Source organism: Pseudomonas sp. UYEF17 (assembly GCF_040546125.1).
Taxonomy (GTDB): Bacteria; Pseudomonadota; Gammaproteobacteria; order Pseudomonadales; family Pseudomonadaceae; genus Aquipseudomonas; species Aquipseudomonas putida_Z.
This window is the reverse complement of sequence record NZ_JBEPNE010000005.1, coordinates 37111-52171: the sequence shown is the minus strand read 5'-3', so window position 1 is coordinate 52171 and position 15061 is coordinate 37111. Positions and strand designations below refer to the sequence as shown.

Sequence of the window (15061 nt, the reverse complement as noted above, 5' to 3'; positions counted from 1 at the left end):
TTGCTCCTAGCAGGAATATTGGGGTGTTGGATGGAACGGGCCCAAGTATCTGCAGGCCGCATGAATACGATATGACTTGAATATGACAATTGGATGAAAAGCCATCACCGCTCAGCTGCTTGGCAATACCTGTAGGAGCGGCCTTGTGTCGCGATGGGCTGCGCAGCAGCCCCGGCAATTTGTGCCGGGTTTGCGATCTCTGGGGCTGCTGCGCAGCCCATCGCGACACAAGGCCGCTCCTACAATGACTGCGTTGACCAATCGGTGCCGATCAGCGCTTGTTGGCGAGCAGGTACAGGCCCACAACCAGACCAACGGCACACAGCCCCGCCACATAGTAGGCCGGCGCCATCGGGCTCACTTTCAGCAGCGCAGTCACCACCATCGGCGTCAGCCCGCCAAAGATTGCGTAGGCCACGTTGTACGAGAACGACAGCCCGCTGAAGCGCACCACCGCCGGGAACGCCTTGACCATCACATAAGGCACCGCGCCAATCACGCCCACGCACAGGCCGGTCACCGCATACAGCGGGAACAGCAGCTCGGGGCGCGTAGGCAGGCTGTGGTAGAAGGTCCAGGAGGTCGCCAGCAGCAACAGGCTGCCGATCACGAACACCCGGCCCGCGCCAAAACGATCAGCCAGGCTGCCAGCGCCGATGCAGCCGAAGCTGAGCAGCACGATGGCCAGGCTGTTGGCCTTGAGCGAGTCGGTGGGGCTGATGTGGTAGATGCTCTGCAGCAGCGCCGGAGTCATGAGGATGAGTACCACGATGGCGGCTGACAGCATCCAGGTCAGCAGCATCGACAGGATGATCGCACCGCGATGGTCACGCAGCACCGCGCGCAACGGCAGTTCCTCGGCCAGCGCCTTGCGCTGCTGCATCTCGGCGAACACCGGGGTTTCGTGCAGCCAACGGCGCAGGTACACCGAGAACAGGCCGAATACACCGCCGAGCAGGAACGGGATACGCCAGGCGTAATCGGCCACTTCCTGTGCGCTGTAGACGCTGTTGATCAGGGTCGCCACCAACGAGCCAAGCAGGATACCCGCAGTCAGGCCTGCGGTGAGGGTGCCGCAGGCGTAGCCGGTGTTGCGCTCTGGCACGTGCTCGGACACGAATACCCAGGCGCCGGGTACCTCGCCGCCGATGGCCGCGCCCTGGATCACGCGCATCAGCAGCAACAGGATCGGCGCCCACATGCCGATCTGTGCATAGGTGGGCAGCAGGCCCATGATCAGCGTTGGCAGGGCCATCATGAAGATGCTCAGGGTGAACATCTTCTTGCGCCCGAGCAGGTCACCGAAGTGGGCCATGATGATGCCGCCCAGCGGCCGCGCCAGGTAGCCGGCGGCAAAAATGCCGAAGGTTTGCATCAGGCGCAGCCATTCGGGCATGTCGGCGGGGAAGAACAGCTTGCCGACCACCGTGGCGAAGAACACGAAGATGATGAAGTCGTAGAACTCCAGCGCGCCGCCCAGGGCGGACAGTGAGAGAGTCTTGTAGTCACTGCGGGTCAGCGGCCGCGAGGGCTGCTCGATACTGCTCGGCACGGAAGTCATCGCTGATTGTTCTCTTTGTAGGCATGCAGGCCGCTTGGCACGCGGCTTCTGGAGTGGGAGACAGGCGAAGATAGCAAATTGCTGAGCTGCGCCGGAAGCGATACAAAATCCCTACACATATTCATGAATGCACGGTCGTCGCTGGCCGTTATGCTCTATATACTGGCAGTTCGTAGGAAAAGGTTGCTGCTAGCGTGGGATGTTGTGCGAAAACGCCGGTCTTTATGTCAGGCGGTTTCGCAGAGTTTCCCTACGGCCGCTCAGTGAAACGAAATCGGCGTAGTATGTTTCAAGCTGAATCGTTTACCCGGCCTTTGCGCCACACCAACGAAAAGCGTCACGGGTCAGAGGCCCCATCGCATGATTGAGCTCGAACAAGAAGATCCTATCCCGCAAGGTGACCTGGCCTTGCAGATCACCGCACTGCCGCGCGAGACCAACGGGTTTGGCGACATCTTCGGCGGCTGGCTGGTCGCCCAGATGGACCTGGCCGGCACCGCCATGGCCAGCCGTGTCGCCGGCGGCCGCGTGGCCACCGTGGCCATCGACCGCATGGCCTTTCTGGTCCCGGTCGCCGTCGGCGCGCAGTTGTCGTTCTATACCCAGACCCTGGAAATCGGCCGCAGCTCGATCCAGATGATGGTCGAAGTGTGGAGCGACGACCCGCTGTCCAGCGAATGGCGCAAGGTAACCGAAGCAGTCTTCGTCTTCGTCGCCATCGACGGCAGTGGCCGCACCCGCTCCGTACCTCGTCGCTGAGCCACGCCGGCGGTAAACTCATTGCATGTGCCCGGGTCCAAGGCCCACTGGCAATCAATGAGATGAATGCAATGGCTACCTTCCAGGTCGTAACCGAGCAACATGGCGAACTCAACTGCTGGCGTATCAGCAGCGACCAAGCCGAACTACTGATAGCCCAGCAGGGCGCGCAGATCCTCAGCTACCAGCGCGTTGGCGAGCCACCGCTGCTGTGGCTGAGCGACCAGGCCATCTTCCGCCAGGGCAAGTCGGTACGCGCCGGTGTGCCGGTGTGCTGGCCGTGGTTCGGCAACCTGCAGCGCAACCCCCAGGCCGTGCAGGCCATGTACCACGGCGAACAGGCACCCGCGCACGGCCTGGCGCGCGCGCGCGACTGGCAATTGCTGGCTATCGAGGAAGCGGGCAAAGGCCTGCGCATCGAATTCGAACTGCCGGAAGCGCAGGGTGACCTGCCTGGCTGGCCTCATGACGTCGAACTGAAGCTGGTAGTGGAGCTGGGCGAAGACCTGCAGCTGAACCTGACCAGCCGCAACATGGGCAATACCCCCGTTACCATCAGCCAGGCCCTGCACAGCTACTTCGCGGTCAGTGACGTGCGCCAGGCGCGGGTCGAAGGGGTCGAGGGGCTGAGCTATATCGAGACCCTGGCTGACTGGGAGCAGCGCCAGCAGCAGGGGCCGCTGGGGTTTGTCGGGGAAACAGACCGGATCTACCTGGCGACCCCGCAAACCCTGAGCATCGTCGACCCGCATTGGGAGCGGCGCATTACCTTGACCAGCAGTGGGTCGCGCTCGGCGGTGATCTGGAACCCTTGGACCGAGCGGGCCAAGGAACTGCCGGACATGGCCGATGACGGGTGGCAGCGGATGCTGTGCATCGAGACGGCGAATGTGTGGGATGACCTGGTGGAATTGAAGCCTGGGGCCAGTCATTCGCTTGGCTTGGTGGTGGCTAGCGAAGCGCTTTGATCTGAAGCCGTTGGGACCGCTGCGCAGTCCTTTCGCGACACAAGGCCGCTCCTACAAGGGTATACGGTCGCCTGTAGGAGCGGCCTTGTGTCGCGACGGGCTGCAAAGCAGCCCCTTCAAGGCAATCAGAGGTCTGCGTCCTCCACCACCCTCACCTTCCCGGCATCCAGCGCATAGGCCGCATCGGCCAGGTCATTGCTGACCTTCTCCACCTTCAGCTTGCCGCTGACCCACAGTGGTGTGTAGATATCATCGATCTTCAGGCCTTTCGGGTAGCGCACCAGCACCAGCTGGTTCGGTGGTGGTGGCGGCACATGGATGCACGCGCCCGGGTACGGCACCAGGAAGAACAACGTGCTGTTGCCCTTGGCATCGCTCTCCAGCGGCACCGGGTAGCCGCCCAGGCGAATATCCTTGCCGTTCATGGCCGCCACGGTCTTGGTCGAGTACATCACCGCCGGCAGGCCCTTGCTCTGCTTCAGGCCGCCCTTGTCGGTAAAGGTGCCCATGGCTTCCGGCGAATTGTGGTCGATATCGGGCATTTGCTCGAGTGCCTGCTGGTCCGACTTGGGCATCAGCTCCAGCCAGTCGGTTTCAGGCAGTTCGGCATGGGCCAGGGCGCTGGCCAACAGCAGTGGGGCGAGAAAAAAGGCACGCATCAAAATGCTCGGCAACTCGAATGAATTGCCGGGCATTCTAACCAGTATTCAACGTTTCTTGATGAATCCGTAGATCACCAGCAGGATCACCGCACCGATCAGCGCGCCAAGGAAACCGGCAGCCTGCCCGGCCTGGTAGATACCCAGCGCCTGGCCGCCGTAGGTGGCCAGCAGGGAGCCGGCAATCCCCAGCAGGATGGTCATGATCCAGCCCATGCTGTCGTCGCCCGGCTTGATGAAGCGGGCCAGCAGGCCGACGATAAGGCCGATGAAGATGGTTCCAATGATACCCATGGCAATCCCTCTGCAGTGAAGATGGAACAAGCCAAAGCCTAGACAGCGCTTTGGCTCGTTGCCATTTCAGAGGGCAAGCCGCTGGTAGAAGTTCGATCAGTTGCCGATCAGGGCTTCTACTTCGGCAATCTTGCGCTCGAGGGTGGCCATGTCGTGGCAGCGCAGGGTGGCGTGGCCAACCTTGCGACCAACCTTGAAGGCCTTGCCGTAGTGGTGCAGGTGGCAGTCACCGATGGCAACCACCTTGTCCACCGCCGGCACTTCACCGATGAAGTTGAGCATCGCGCTCTCGCCGACCTTGGCAGTCGAGCCCAGCGGCAAGCCGGCGACGGCGCGCAGGTGGTTCTCGAACTGGCTGCACTCGGCGCCTTCGATGGTCCAGTGCCCGGAGTTGTGCACGCGCGGGGCGATTTCGTTGGCCTTCAGGCCGCCGTCGACTTCGAAGAACTCGAAGGCCATCACGCCCACATAGTCCAGTTGCTTGAGCACACGGCCCACGTAGTCTTCGGCCAGGGCCTGCAGCGGGTGCGCCTGGCTGGCGACCGACAGGCGCAGGATGCCGCTTTCGTGGGTGTTGTGCACCAGCGGGTAGAAGCGGGTTTCGCCATCACGGGCACGCACGGCCACCAGCGACACTTCGCCGGTGAATGGCACGAAGCCTTCCAGCAGGCAAGGTACGCTGCCCAGCTCGGCAAAGGTACCGACCACGTCCTCAGGCGTGCGCAGCACCTTCTGGCCCTTGCCGTCGTAACCCAGGGTGCGGGTTTTCAGCACGGCCGGCAGGCCGATGCTGGCCACCGCGGCGTCCAGGTCGGCCTGCGAGAGGATGTCGGCGAAGGCCGGGGTAGGGATACCCAGGTCGCGGAACATGCTCTTCTCGAACAGGCGGTCACGGGCGATGCGCAGCGCTTCGGCGCTGGGGTACACCGGCACGAACTGCGAGAGGAAGGCCACGGTCTCGGCCGGGACGCTTTCGAACTCGAAGGTGACCAGGTCGACTTCGTCGGCCAGCTGGCGCAGGTGGTCCTGGTCGCCGTAGTCGGCACGCAGGTGCTCGCCCAGCGGCGCAGCGCAGGCGTCCGGCGCCGGGTCGAGGAAGGCGAAGTTCATGCCCAGCGGGGTACCCGCCAGGGCCAGCATGCGGCCCAGCTGGCCGCCACCGATTACACCGATCTTCATGGGTTGAGCCTCAAGCCTGGCGCGGGTCTGGGTTGTCCAGCACGGTGTCGGTCTGTTCCGTGCGGAACTGCTTGAGCGCCGCGTGGTACTGCGGGTACTTGGCGCCGAGGATGCTGGCCGACAACAGCGCGGCGTTGACCGCACCGGCACGACCGATGGCCAGGGTGGCAACCGGCACGCCGGCTGGCATCTGCACGATCGACAGCAGCGAATCGACACCCGACAGCATCGACGATTGCACAGGCACGCCCAGCACCGGCAGGTGGGTCTTGGCGGCACACATGCCTGGCAGGTGGGCTGCGCCACCGGCACCGGCGATGATCACCTCGATGCCACGGCCCTCAGCCTCCTCGGCATACTGGAACAGCAGATCCGGGGTACGGTGGGCGGAAACCACCTTCACCTCGTAGGGAATGCCGAGTTTTTCCAGCATATCGGCGGTGTGGCTAAGGGTGGACCAATCGGACTTGGAGCCCATGATCACGCCAACCAGTGCACTCATCGTCGAGCCTCTTCGCTTGTGCGCCCTTGGGCGCGTCAAAAAACAACAAGCCACGCGGGACGACCGGCGTGGCTTGTTTGCTGATCAGGACCGGACGCATCCGGTCGAAAGGCCGCGCAGTATACCGTAAGGTGGTGCGTTTAAGGCACCCCGGCGACCAACTGTCGCCCCTTATTTTTCGGGGCTTTGACTGACTTTTGGGTCAACCATCGCCGCCCCCTCGAGCTTGCGCCACAACAGCCTTACATTGGCCTTGCGCACCAGGGCGCAGCGGTACAGGCGGATTTCCAGCGGCACGTGCCACTGGCTGCCGCCGCAGATCGCCAGTTCGCCCCGCTCCAGTTCGCCACGCATCGACAGGCGCGGCACCCAGGCGATGCCCATGCCTTCCAGCGCCATGCTCTTCAGACTGTCGGCCATGGCGGTTTCATAGACGGTGGTATAGCGCAGGTTGCGCTGACGCAGCAGCAAATTGACCGAGCGACCGAGGAAGGCGCCGGCGGTATAGGCCAGCAGCGGCACGCTGCCCTCGCCTTCCAGGTCGAACAACGGCTTGCCGTCGGCATCCACGGCGCATACCGGCAACATTTCAGTGGTGCCCATGTGCAGCGACGGGAAGATCTCGGCATCCATCTGCAGGGCAGCATCCGGGTCATAGAAGGCCAGCATCAGGTCGCAGCCACCTTCGCGTAATGCATGCACGGCATCTCCGACGTTGGTCGCAACCAGGCGGGTGGCGATGTTCAACCCGTCGTTGCGCAACTGGGCCACCCAACGCGGGAAAAAGCCCGATGCCAGCGAGTGTGCCGCGGCCACTTGCACCACTTCACCCTGCCCGCCTTCCAGATGATGCAAGTGGCGGAGAATTTCGCTCAACTGGTCGACAACAGTACGCGCCGTGACGAGAAACAGCTGGCCGGCCTCTGTCAGCTCGATCGGCGTGCGGGAACGATTCACCAATTGCAGGCCCAAGGCTGCTTCCAGGCTGCGAATGCGCCGGCTGAAGGCCGGTTGGGTGACGAAACGCCGCTCTGCCGCCTGAGAAAAACTGCGGGTGGCGGCCAGCGCGCTGAAGTCTTCCAGCCATTTGCTTTCAAGGTTCACGAAGCACATCTCCTGGCGTGCACCAAAATGGAACACGCTCGAATGTCAATTGGCGTCACATGAAACACTATGCCGTTTGTGCATAGGTTAGCGTGCAACAGCATTGGCCGCAAAATCACCTTCAGGCCTAGGATTGGCGCCATTCCGGCATGTGCCGGGTCAAAATCGAGATGATATACATCATGTCCTCCGCTGCATCGTTCCGCGTCGAAAAAGATTTGTTGGGTACCCTTGAAGTTCCTGCAGATGCCTACTACGGCATCCAGACCCTGCGCGCTGCCAACAACTTCCACCTCTCCGGTGTTCCGCTGTCGCACTACCCGAAGCTGGTCGTGGCCCTGGCCATGGTCAAGCAGGCTGCTGCCGACGCCAACCGTGAGCTGGGTCACCTGAGCGATGCCAAGCACGCTGCCATCACCGCAGCCTGCGCCCGCCTGATCAAAGGCGATTACCACGACCAGTTCGTGGTGGACATGATCCAGGGCGGTGCTGGTACTTCTACCAACATGAACGCCAACGAAGTCATCGCCAACGTCGCGCTGGAGGCCATGGGCCACCAGAAGGGTGAGTACCAGTACCTGCACCCGAACAACGACGTGAACATGGCGCAGTCGACCAACGACGCCTACCCGACCGCCATCCGTCTGGGCCTGCTGCTGGGCCACGACGCCCTGCTGGCCAGCCTCGACAGCCTGATCCAGGCCTTCGCTGCCAAGGGTAAAGAGTTCGACCACGTACTGAAGATGGGCCGTACCCAGCTGCAGGACGCCGTACCGATGACCCTGGGCCAGGAATTCCGCGCCTTCGCCACTACCATGACCGAAGACCTGCAGCGCCTGCGCTCGCTGGCCCCGGAACTGCTGACCGAAATCAACCTGGGCGGTACCGCCATCGGCACCGGCATCAACGCCGACCCTGGCTACCAGGCCCTGGCCGTACAGCGCCTGGCTGCCATCAGCGGCCAGCCGCTGGTACCAGCTGCCGACCTGATCGAAGCTACCTCCGACATGGGTGCCTTCGTGCTGTTCTCCGGCATGCTCAAGCGTACCGCCGTCAAGCTGTCGAAGATCTGCAACGACCTGCGCCTGCTGTCCAGCGGCCCGCGCACCGGCATCAACGAGATCAACCTGCCAGCGCGTCAGCCAGGCAGCTCGATCATGCCAGGCAAGGTCAACCCGGTTATCCCGGAAGCCGTCAACCAGGTGGCCTTCGCCATCATGGGCAACGACCTGGCCCTGACCGTCGCCGCCGAAGGTGGCCAGCTGCAGCTGAACGTTATGGAGCCGCTGATCGCCTACAAGATCTTCGACTCGATCCGCCTGCTGCAACGCGCCATGGACATGCTGCGCGAGCACTGCATCGTCGGCATCACCGCCAACGAACAGCGCTGCCGTGAACTGGTCGAGCACTCGATCGGCCTGGTCACCGCCCTGAACCCGTACATCGGCTACGAAAACGCCACCCGTATCGCCCGCGTTGCCCTGGAAACCGGCCGCGGCGTACTGGAACTGGTGCGCGAAGAGAAGCTGCTGGACGACGCGATGCTCGACGACATCCTGCGTCCGGAAAACATGATCGCTCCCCGTCTGGTTCCGCTGAAGGCGTAACCAGGCCGCTGTAAACAGTCTCACCAGGTCGAGGGACTAGACACCTCTCAACCTTTCCAAGGCCCGAGCCTATGCTTCGGGCCTTTTTTTTGCCTGAAGGATTTGGGGCTGCTTTGCAGCCCATCGCGACGCAAGGCCGCTCCTACAAAAGCCCTGCGTACAACGGCCAATGTGGGAGCGGCCCCCGAACATCGGCACACAACTTGCTCCATAATGCGTCCCAGCCCAACGGGATTACCCAGCATGCTGCACAGCCACCTGACCACCCTCAACGCGGTTTCGCTGATCCTCAATGTCTTCCAGGCAGACGGTTGCGAGGCGTCGGCGCTGCTGGCCGGCAGCGGCATCGGCCCGGCAGACCTGGGCCATGCCGATGCGCGCATCACCACCCAGCAGGAACTGCAGGTGTGCGCCAACGCCGTTGCCCGGCGCGAGGATATCGGCCTGGAACTGGGCCGGCGCATGCATGTGTCGTGCTACGGCATGCTCGGTTACGCCCTGCTCTCCAGTGCCACTTTGGGTGACGCCTTGCGCCTGGCGCTGCAGTATCCGGCACTGCTGGGAACAGTCTTCAAGCTGCGTTTGCTCGACGACGGCCAGCGCGTCTGGTTCAGCGCCAGCGACTACCACGACAGCCCGACGCTGACCGCCTTCAACGCCGAGTTCTGCCTGGTGTCGCTGAAGGTCATCTGCGACGACCTGCTCGGCCGCCCGCTGCCCCTGCTGGCAGCCCGTTTCGAACACCCACGGCCCGGTTACCACGCACTCTATGCCGGGGCATTCCAGTGCCCGGTCGGTTTTGACGCCGAGGACAATGCCTTTGCCTTCGAACAGCGCTGGCTGGACACGCCACTGCCGCTGGCCGACCCGATTACCCACAAGGCCATGAGCGAACGCTGCCGGCGCCTGAACCTGGAATTCACCGGCCGCCAGGCCTGGCTGGGGCGGATTCGCCAACTGCTGGCGCAGCAACTGGATGCAGCGCCCGGGCTGGAAGGGCTGGCGCGGCAGATGAACTGCTCATCGCGCACCCTGCGCCGGCATTTGCAGGCGTTGGGCAGCAGTTATCAACAGCTGCTGGATGAACTGAGGTTCGAGCGGGCCAAACAATTGCTGGCTGATGAGCAGATGCCGATCTATCGGATTGCCGAGTGCCTGGGGTTCAGCGAGACCGCCAGTTTTCGGCATGCCTTCCAGCGTTGGAGTGGCGTCGCGCCCAGCCATTTTCGCGGTTGACCTGTAGCGGCCCTTTCGCGGGTGAACCCGCTCCCACAGGGATTGCACACACTCAGGTGCAACACTGTACCTGTGGGAGCGGGTTCACCCGCGAAAGGGCCAGTACAGGCCACCAACAAATCCAGCCAAAGAGCTTGGCCATATCGATCCCCTTTTGGCCACTTGCGTCGTTCTCCCCCACTGGCCCGCCCATGAGAATGGGCCCACGCCAGTACCCACCGGAGAACAACAATGCTGACGATCTATTCCGATGACCACCGCCTGCACCACGGCCGCTGCGAGCTGATCGACGGCAAGCTGATGCCCTGTTTCGAAATGCCGTCACGCGCCGACCATGTGCTCGACCAGGTCAAAAAGCGCAACCTTGGCGACATCCAGGGCCCCACCGACTTCGGTCGCGCACCGTTGCTGCGCATCCACAGCGCCGGCTACCTGGACTTCTTCGAAGGCGCCTGGGCGCGCTGGGCCGCACTGGGCCAGGAAGGCGACTTGCTGCCGTTCACCTGGCCCGCACGCACCCTGCGCCAGGTAAAACCCACCGGCCTGCACGGTGAGCTGGGCTACTACAGCTTCGATGCCGGCGCACCGATCACCGCCGGTACCTGGCAGGCCGCCTACAGCGCCGCCCAGGTCGCCCTCACCGCGCAGGCGGCTATCCAGCAAGGCGCCCATTCCGCCTTCGCCCTGTGCCGCCCGCCAGGGCACCATGCCGCCGGCGAAGTCATGGGTGGCTATTGCTACCTGAACAACGCCGCGATCGCCACCCAGGCCTTCCTCGACCAGGGCCGGCGCAAGGTCGCCATCCTCGACGTCGACTACCACCACGGCAACGGCACCCAGGACATCTTCTACAACCGCAACGATGTGTTCTTCGCCTCGATCCATGGCGACCCGCGCGACGAGTTCCCGTTCTTCCTCGGCTATGCCGATGAAACCGGCGAGGGTGCCGGTGAAGGCTGCAACATCAACTACCCACTGCCGGCCGGCAGCGACTGGGCCGCCTGGAGCGCTGCCCTGGAGGACGCCTGCCAGCGCATCGCCGCCTATGACGCCGATGTGCTGGTGATCTCGCTGGGCGTGGATACCTTCAAGGACGACCCGATCTCGCAGTTCAAGCTGGACAGCCCGGACTACCTGGAAATGGGCAAGCGCATCGCTCAACTCGGCAAGCCGACCCTGTTCGTGATGGAAGGCGGCTACGCTGTGGAAGAAATCGGTATCAACGCGGTCAATGTGCTGGAAGGCTTCCAGCACGCCCAGCCAGGAGCCCGGTAATGGTCCGACTCAAGCGTCTGCTCGCCCCGTTCATCGCCGCCACCCTGTTCACCGGTGCCCTGCAAGCCCAGGCCGAACAGCGCACCCTGCGGGTGTACAACTGGTTCGACTACATCACCCCGCAAACCCTCACCGAGTTCCAGAAAGACAGCGGGGTGAAGCTGGTCTACGACATCTTCGACACCAACGAGGCGCTGGAAGCCAAGCTGCTGACCGGCAACTCCGGGTATGACGTGGTAGTGCCGTCCAACGTGTTCCTCGCCAAGCAGATCGAAGCGGGGGTGTTCCAGCCGCTGGACCGCAGCAAGCTGCCGAACTGGCAGCACCTGGACCCGGCGCTGATGAAGCTGATCGAGGCCAACGACCCCGGCAACAAATTTGCCGTGCCTTACATGTACGGCACCGTGCTGATCGGCTTCAACCCGGCCAAGGTCAAGGCTGCGCTCGGCGACAACGCCCCGGTGGACAGCTGGGACCTGATCTTCAAGGAAGAAAACATCGCCAAGCTCAAGCAGTGCGGCGTGGCCCTGCTCGACTCGCCGTCGGAGATCATGCCGCTGGCGTTGCAGTACCTGGGCTTGCCACCGAACAGCGACAAACCGGCTGATTACAAGAAAGCCGAAGCGCTGATGCTGAAGATTCGCCCGCACATCACCTACTTCCATTCCTCGAAATACATGGCCGACATCGCCAACGGCGATATCTGCGTGGCAGTGGGCTACAGCGGCAGTTTCTCGCAGGCCGCCAACCGCGCTGTCGAGGCGAAGAATGGCGTAGTGGTGGACATGCGCCTGCCCAAGGAAGGTGCACCGATCTGGTTCGACATGCTGGCGATTCCGAAGAACGCGGCCAACCCGGAAGATGCCCACGCGTTCATCAACTACCTGCTGCGGCCCGAAGTGATTGCGCCGATCAGCGACTTTGTCGGGTACCCGAACCCGAACAAGGACGCGACCGACAAGGTGAGCCCGGCGATTCGCAACAACCCCAACCTGTACCCGACGGCGGAGGCGATGGCCAAGCTGTATACCCTCAAGCCCCTGGCGCGAGATGCAGAGCGGGCGCGGACCCGGGCCTGGACGCGGATCAAGTCCGGTACCTGAGTCGCCTGCTTCGCGGGCACGCCCGCTCCCACAGGATCTGCGCCACACTCAAGGCCAGCGCTGTACCTGTAGGAGCGGGTTTACCCGCGAATAGGCCGCCAAGCCTTGCGCAATTTCATCAACGCCTCGGCAATCTCCCCCTCCGGCACCGCCGCAAACCCCAGCACCAGCCCTGCCCTTTTATCCACAGGTACCTCGCTGTCCGCCAGCCAGAAATTGCTCAGCGGCGTCACCTCCACCCCCACCGCTTCAGCCTTGGCCACCAGTTCCTGCTCCCGCGCAAAGTTATCCACATCGACTTTCACATGCAGCCCGGCCGCCACTTCCGGCATGCCGCCCAACCCCGGAATATCCACAGGCCAGCCGGCCTTGAGCACATTTCGCCGGCTCAACGCCGCCTTGCGCATGCGCCGGATATGCCGCTGGAAGTGCCCCCGGGCCATGAACTCGGCCATCACACACTGGCTACTGACCTCCGAATGCCGCACCGCCAGCGCCCTGCCCTGGCTGAACGCCTGCGCCAGTTGCGGCGGCAGTACCAGATAGCCCAGGCGCAACGCCGGAAAAGCGATCTTGCCGAAGGTACCGACGTACAGTACCCGCCCGTGCCGGTCGAGCGCCGCTAGCGGGGCCAAGGGCGCACCGCTGTAGCGATACTCGCCGTCGTAGTCGTCTTCGATGATCCAGCCTTCGCTGCGCTCGGCCCAGGCCAGCAGTTCCAGGCGGCGCGCCAGGCTCATGGTCACCCCGGTCGGGTACTGGTGAGCTGGCGTGACATAGGCCAGCCGGCAATCCGTCAGTTGCCCGAGCCGGCGACAGTCCATGCCATCCTCGTCCACCGGCACGCCACACAACCTGCCACCGGCCAGCGCAAAGGCATGCCCGGCTGCGCGGTAACCCGGGTTTTCCACAGCCACACCGTCGCCCGGCTGCAACAGCAACTGTGCACAAAGGCTGATGGCCTGCTGCGCACCACTGGTGATCACAATTTGTTCAGCAGTGCAACTCAGCCCACGCGAGCGACGCAGGTAGGCTGCGATCAGTTCACGCAGCAGTGGCTCGCCTGCCGGGTCACCATAACCCAACTGCGCCGGAGCCGGGTTGCGCCAGAAACCCGCCTGCAGCTTGGCCCAGACGTCGAACGGGAACAGGTCGAACGCCGGAATACCGACGCGAAAAGCACGCGGTGCACCGCTTCTTGGGGGCGGCAGATGGTTACTTTTCAGGCGCTGCAAAGGCTCGCTGGAACAGCGTTTGCTGGATAAATCCTCAGTATTTTCTGAGGAGAATGTGGATAAGTCTGTTGATAACCCCCGGGATAACCCTGTGGATACTTGTGTGGATAGTTTTGCAGTGGAGAGTTTCGGTAACTGACTGACATAGGTGCCGTCGCCTACCCGGCTTTCGATGTAGCCCTCGGCATATAGCTGGTCATATGCCCGCACCACGCTGTTGCGTGACAGCGCCAGCATGGCGGCCAGATCACGAGTGGCCGGTAGCCGCGTGCCACTGCTCAGGCGCCCATCCAGCACCCGCGCACGTAGCGCCTGGTACAGCTGCTGGCTGAGCCCGCGGCGGCGATCGAGGGCGATTCCGGCAGGGTCGAAAGGCAATACTAGGGTGCGCTCGCTCACGGTATTGGACCTATAAAAACAGCTGTTAATGGCTCTTACTATGAACCAATAGCCTGCCTAGGATGGAGCCATCGCACAAGGAAACCGAGCATGTACAACAGCAAACCCCATCAGGAACACGACCTCGGGCGCCTGCACCAGCACATGCTCGACACCCGCCTGGCCATCCTGGTCAGCAAGGGCGAACAAGGCCTGCTGGCCACGCACCTGCCCGTGCTGGTCGATATCGCCGAAGGCGAATTCGGCACCGTCTATGCCCACCTGGCGCGGGCCAACCCCCAGTGGCACGACCTGAAGCAAGATGGCGAAGCCCTGCTGGTGTTCCCCGGCGCCGATGCCTATGTCAGCCCCGGTTACTACCCGAGCAAGGCCGACAACCCCAAGGTGGTGCCAACCTGGAACTACCTGGCCGTGCACGCCTATGGCCCGGCCGAAGTGATTCACGAAGCCGAGCCATTGCTGGCCATTGTCAGCCGCCTGACCGAGCGCCACGAACAAGGCCGCGGCGAACCGTGGAACGTCACCGATGCCCCGCGTGACTACCTCGATGGCATGCTCCGCGCCATCGTCGGCATCCGCCTGCCCATCGCCCGCCTGCAAGGCGCGCGCAAGCTCAGCCAGAACCGCTCTGAGCAAGACATTGCCGGCGTGCGTGAAGGCCTGAGCGCCAGCCCCGATTACCTGGATAACCAACTCGCGGCGCACATGCGCCAACTCTGAAGGAATAGCCCATGTCCAGCGTTACCCTGCGTCCTGTTACCACCCAAGACCATGCTGCCTGGCTCGGCCTGTGGCAGGCCTACTTGCACTTCTATGAGTCCGAATTGACCGAAGAGGTCAGCCTCAGCACCTGGCAACGCCTGCTCGACCCGAACGAACCGACCCATTCGGCCCTTGCCTGGGTCGATGGCAAGGCAGTGGGCATGGTCAACTTCATCTACCATCGTTCCAACTGGAGCATCGGAAACGCCTGCTACCTGCAGGACCTGTACGTGGACAGCACACAGCGCGCCCTGGGCATCGGCCGCCAGCTGATCGAGCACGTCTACGCCAAAGCCAAGGCCGACAACTGCGCCAAGGTGCACTGGCTGACCCACGAGACCAACGCCACCGCCATCAGCCTGTACCAACAGGTTGCCGAGCGCTCGGGCTTCATCCAATTCCGCAAAGAGTTCTAAGC

15 protein-coding genes are annotated in these 15061 nt (G+C 63.1%); 8 read left to right on the top strand and 7 right to left on the bottom strand.

What is annotated here, in order from left to right; genetic code table 11:
* Window positions 1-271 precede the first annotated feature (271 nt).
* A complete protein-coding gene (locus tag ABIB24_RS09995; RefSeq protein ID WP_003258167.1) occupies window positions 272-1561 on the bottom strand; it encodes an MFS transporter in 1290 nt (429 codons plus the stop codon).
* A 360-nt stretch (window positions 1562-1921) separates the two neighbouring features.
* On the opposite strand from ABIB24_RS09995, the gene ABIB24_RS09990 reads away from it, so the two are divergent.
* A complete protein-coding gene (locus tag ABIB24_RS09990) occupies window positions 1922-2320 on the top strand; it encodes an acyl-CoA thioesterase (protein ID WP_003253317.1) in 399 nt (132 codons plus the stop codon).
* Window positions 2321-2391: 71 nt separating this feature from the next.
* Window positions 2392-3288, top strand: a complete 897-nt coding sequence (locus ABIB24_RS09985; protein ID WP_137162676.1) for a D-hexose-6-phosphate mutarotase — start codon at window positions 2392-2394, stop codon at window positions 3286-3288.
* Window positions 3289-3413: 125 nt separating this feature from the next.
* Here ABIB24_RS09985 and ABIB24_RS09980 read toward each other — a convergent pair whose 3' ends face one another.
* The 5 genes from ABIB24_RS09980 to ABIB24_RS09960 form a co-directional block, all read right to left on the bottom strand.
* A complete protein-coding gene (locus ABIB24_RS09980) occupies window positions 3414-3947 on the bottom strand; it encodes a DUF3299 domain-containing protein (RefSeq protein ID WP_161797630.1) in 534 nt (177 codons plus the stop codon).
* A gap of 48 nt (window positions 3948-3995) precedes the next feature.
* Window positions 3996-4241: a GlsB/YeaQ/YmgE family stress response membrane protein gene (locus ABIB24_RS09975; RefSeq protein ID WP_012274863.1), complete on the bottom strand. Its 246-nt coding sequence runs from the start codon at window positions 4239-4241 to the stop codon at window positions 3996-3998.
* 96 nt (window positions 4242-4337) lie between these two features.
* Window positions 4338-5420: a 5-(carboxyamino)imidazole ribonucleotide synthase gene (locus ABIB24_RS09970; RefSeq protein ID WP_025341133.1), complete on the bottom strand. Its 1083-nt coding sequence runs from the start codon at window positions 5418-5420 to the stop codon at window positions 4338-4340.
* Between the two features lie 10 nt (window positions 5421-5430).
* Window positions 5431-5922, bottom strand: a complete 492-nt coding sequence (purE, locus tag ABIB24_RS09965; protein ID WP_003253304.1) for a 5-(carboxyamino)imidazole ribonucleotide mutase — start codon at window positions 5920-5922, stop codon at window positions 5431-5433.
* 171 nt (window positions 5923-6093) lie between these two features.
* The gene (locus ABIB24_RS09960) at window positions 6094-7026 is read right to left on the bottom strand and encodes a LysR substrate-binding domain-containing protein (protein WP_161797629.1); all 933 of its coding nucleotides are present in this window, start codon (window positions 7024-7026) and stop codon (window positions 6094-6096) included.
* A gap of 182 nt (window positions 7027-7208) precedes the next feature.
* On the opposite strand from ABIB24_RS09960, the gene aspA reads away from it, so the two are divergent.
* The 4 genes from aspA to ABIB24_RS09940 all read left to right on the top strand — a co-directional run bounded on the left by aspA (window position 7209) and on the right by ABIB24_RS09940 (window position 12247).
* Entirely contained in the window at window positions 7209-8633 is a 1425-nt protein-coding gene (gene aspA / locus ABIB24_RS09955; RefSeq protein WP_003260072.1) for an aspartate ammonia-lyase, read from the top strand.
* 243 nt (window positions 8634-8876) lie between these two features.
* Window positions 8877-9869 (top strand): AraC family transcriptional regulator, encoded by a 993-nt coding sequence (locus tag ABIB24_RS09950; protein ID WP_274079287.1) that lies wholly within the window; start codon window positions 8877-8879, stop codon window positions 9867-9869.
* A 231-nt stretch (window positions 9870-10100) separates the two neighbouring features.
* Window positions 10101-11144, top strand: coding sequence for a histone deacetylase family protein (locus ABIB24_RS09945; RefSeq protein WP_354316392.1), 1044 nt, complete (start codon window positions 10101-10103; stop codon window positions 11142-11144).
* Entirely contained in the window at window positions 11144-12247 is a 1104-nt protein-coding gene (locus tag ABIB24_RS09940; RefSeq protein WP_085615988.1) for a polyamine ABC transporter substrate-binding protein, read from the top strand. Before ABIB24_RS09945 ends, ABIB24_RS09940 begins: the two co-directional genes overlap by 1 nt.
* Window positions 12248-12327: 80 nt before the next feature.
* Here ABIB24_RS09940 and pdxR read toward each other — a convergent pair whose 3' ends face one another.
* Window positions 12328-13881, bottom strand: a complete 1554-nt coding sequence (gene pdxR / locus ABIB24_RS09935) for a MocR-like pyridoxine biosynthesis transcription factor PdxR (RefSeq protein WP_137162680.1) — start codon at window positions 13879-13881, stop codon at window positions 12328-12330.
* Between the two features lie 90 nt (window positions 13882-13971).
* Between pdxR and ABIB24_RS09930 the strand changes: the two genes are divergently transcribed.
* Together ABIB24_RS09930 and ABIB24_RS09925 are read left to right on the top strand one after the other, a co-directional pair.
* A complete protein-coding gene (locus ABIB24_RS09930; RefSeq protein ID WP_354316391.1) occupies window positions 13972-14601 on the top strand; it encodes an FMN-binding negative transcriptional regulator in 630 nt (209 codons plus the stop codon).
* Between the two features lie 11 nt (window positions 14602-14612).
* The gene (locus ABIB24_RS09925) at window positions 14613-15059 is read left to right on the top strand and encodes a GNAT family N-acetyltransferase (protein ID WP_354316390.1); all 447 of its coding nucleotides are present in this window, start codon (window positions 14613-14615) and stop codon (window positions 15057-15059) included.
* The last annotated feature ends 2 nt before the right edge of the window (window positions 15060-15061 follow it).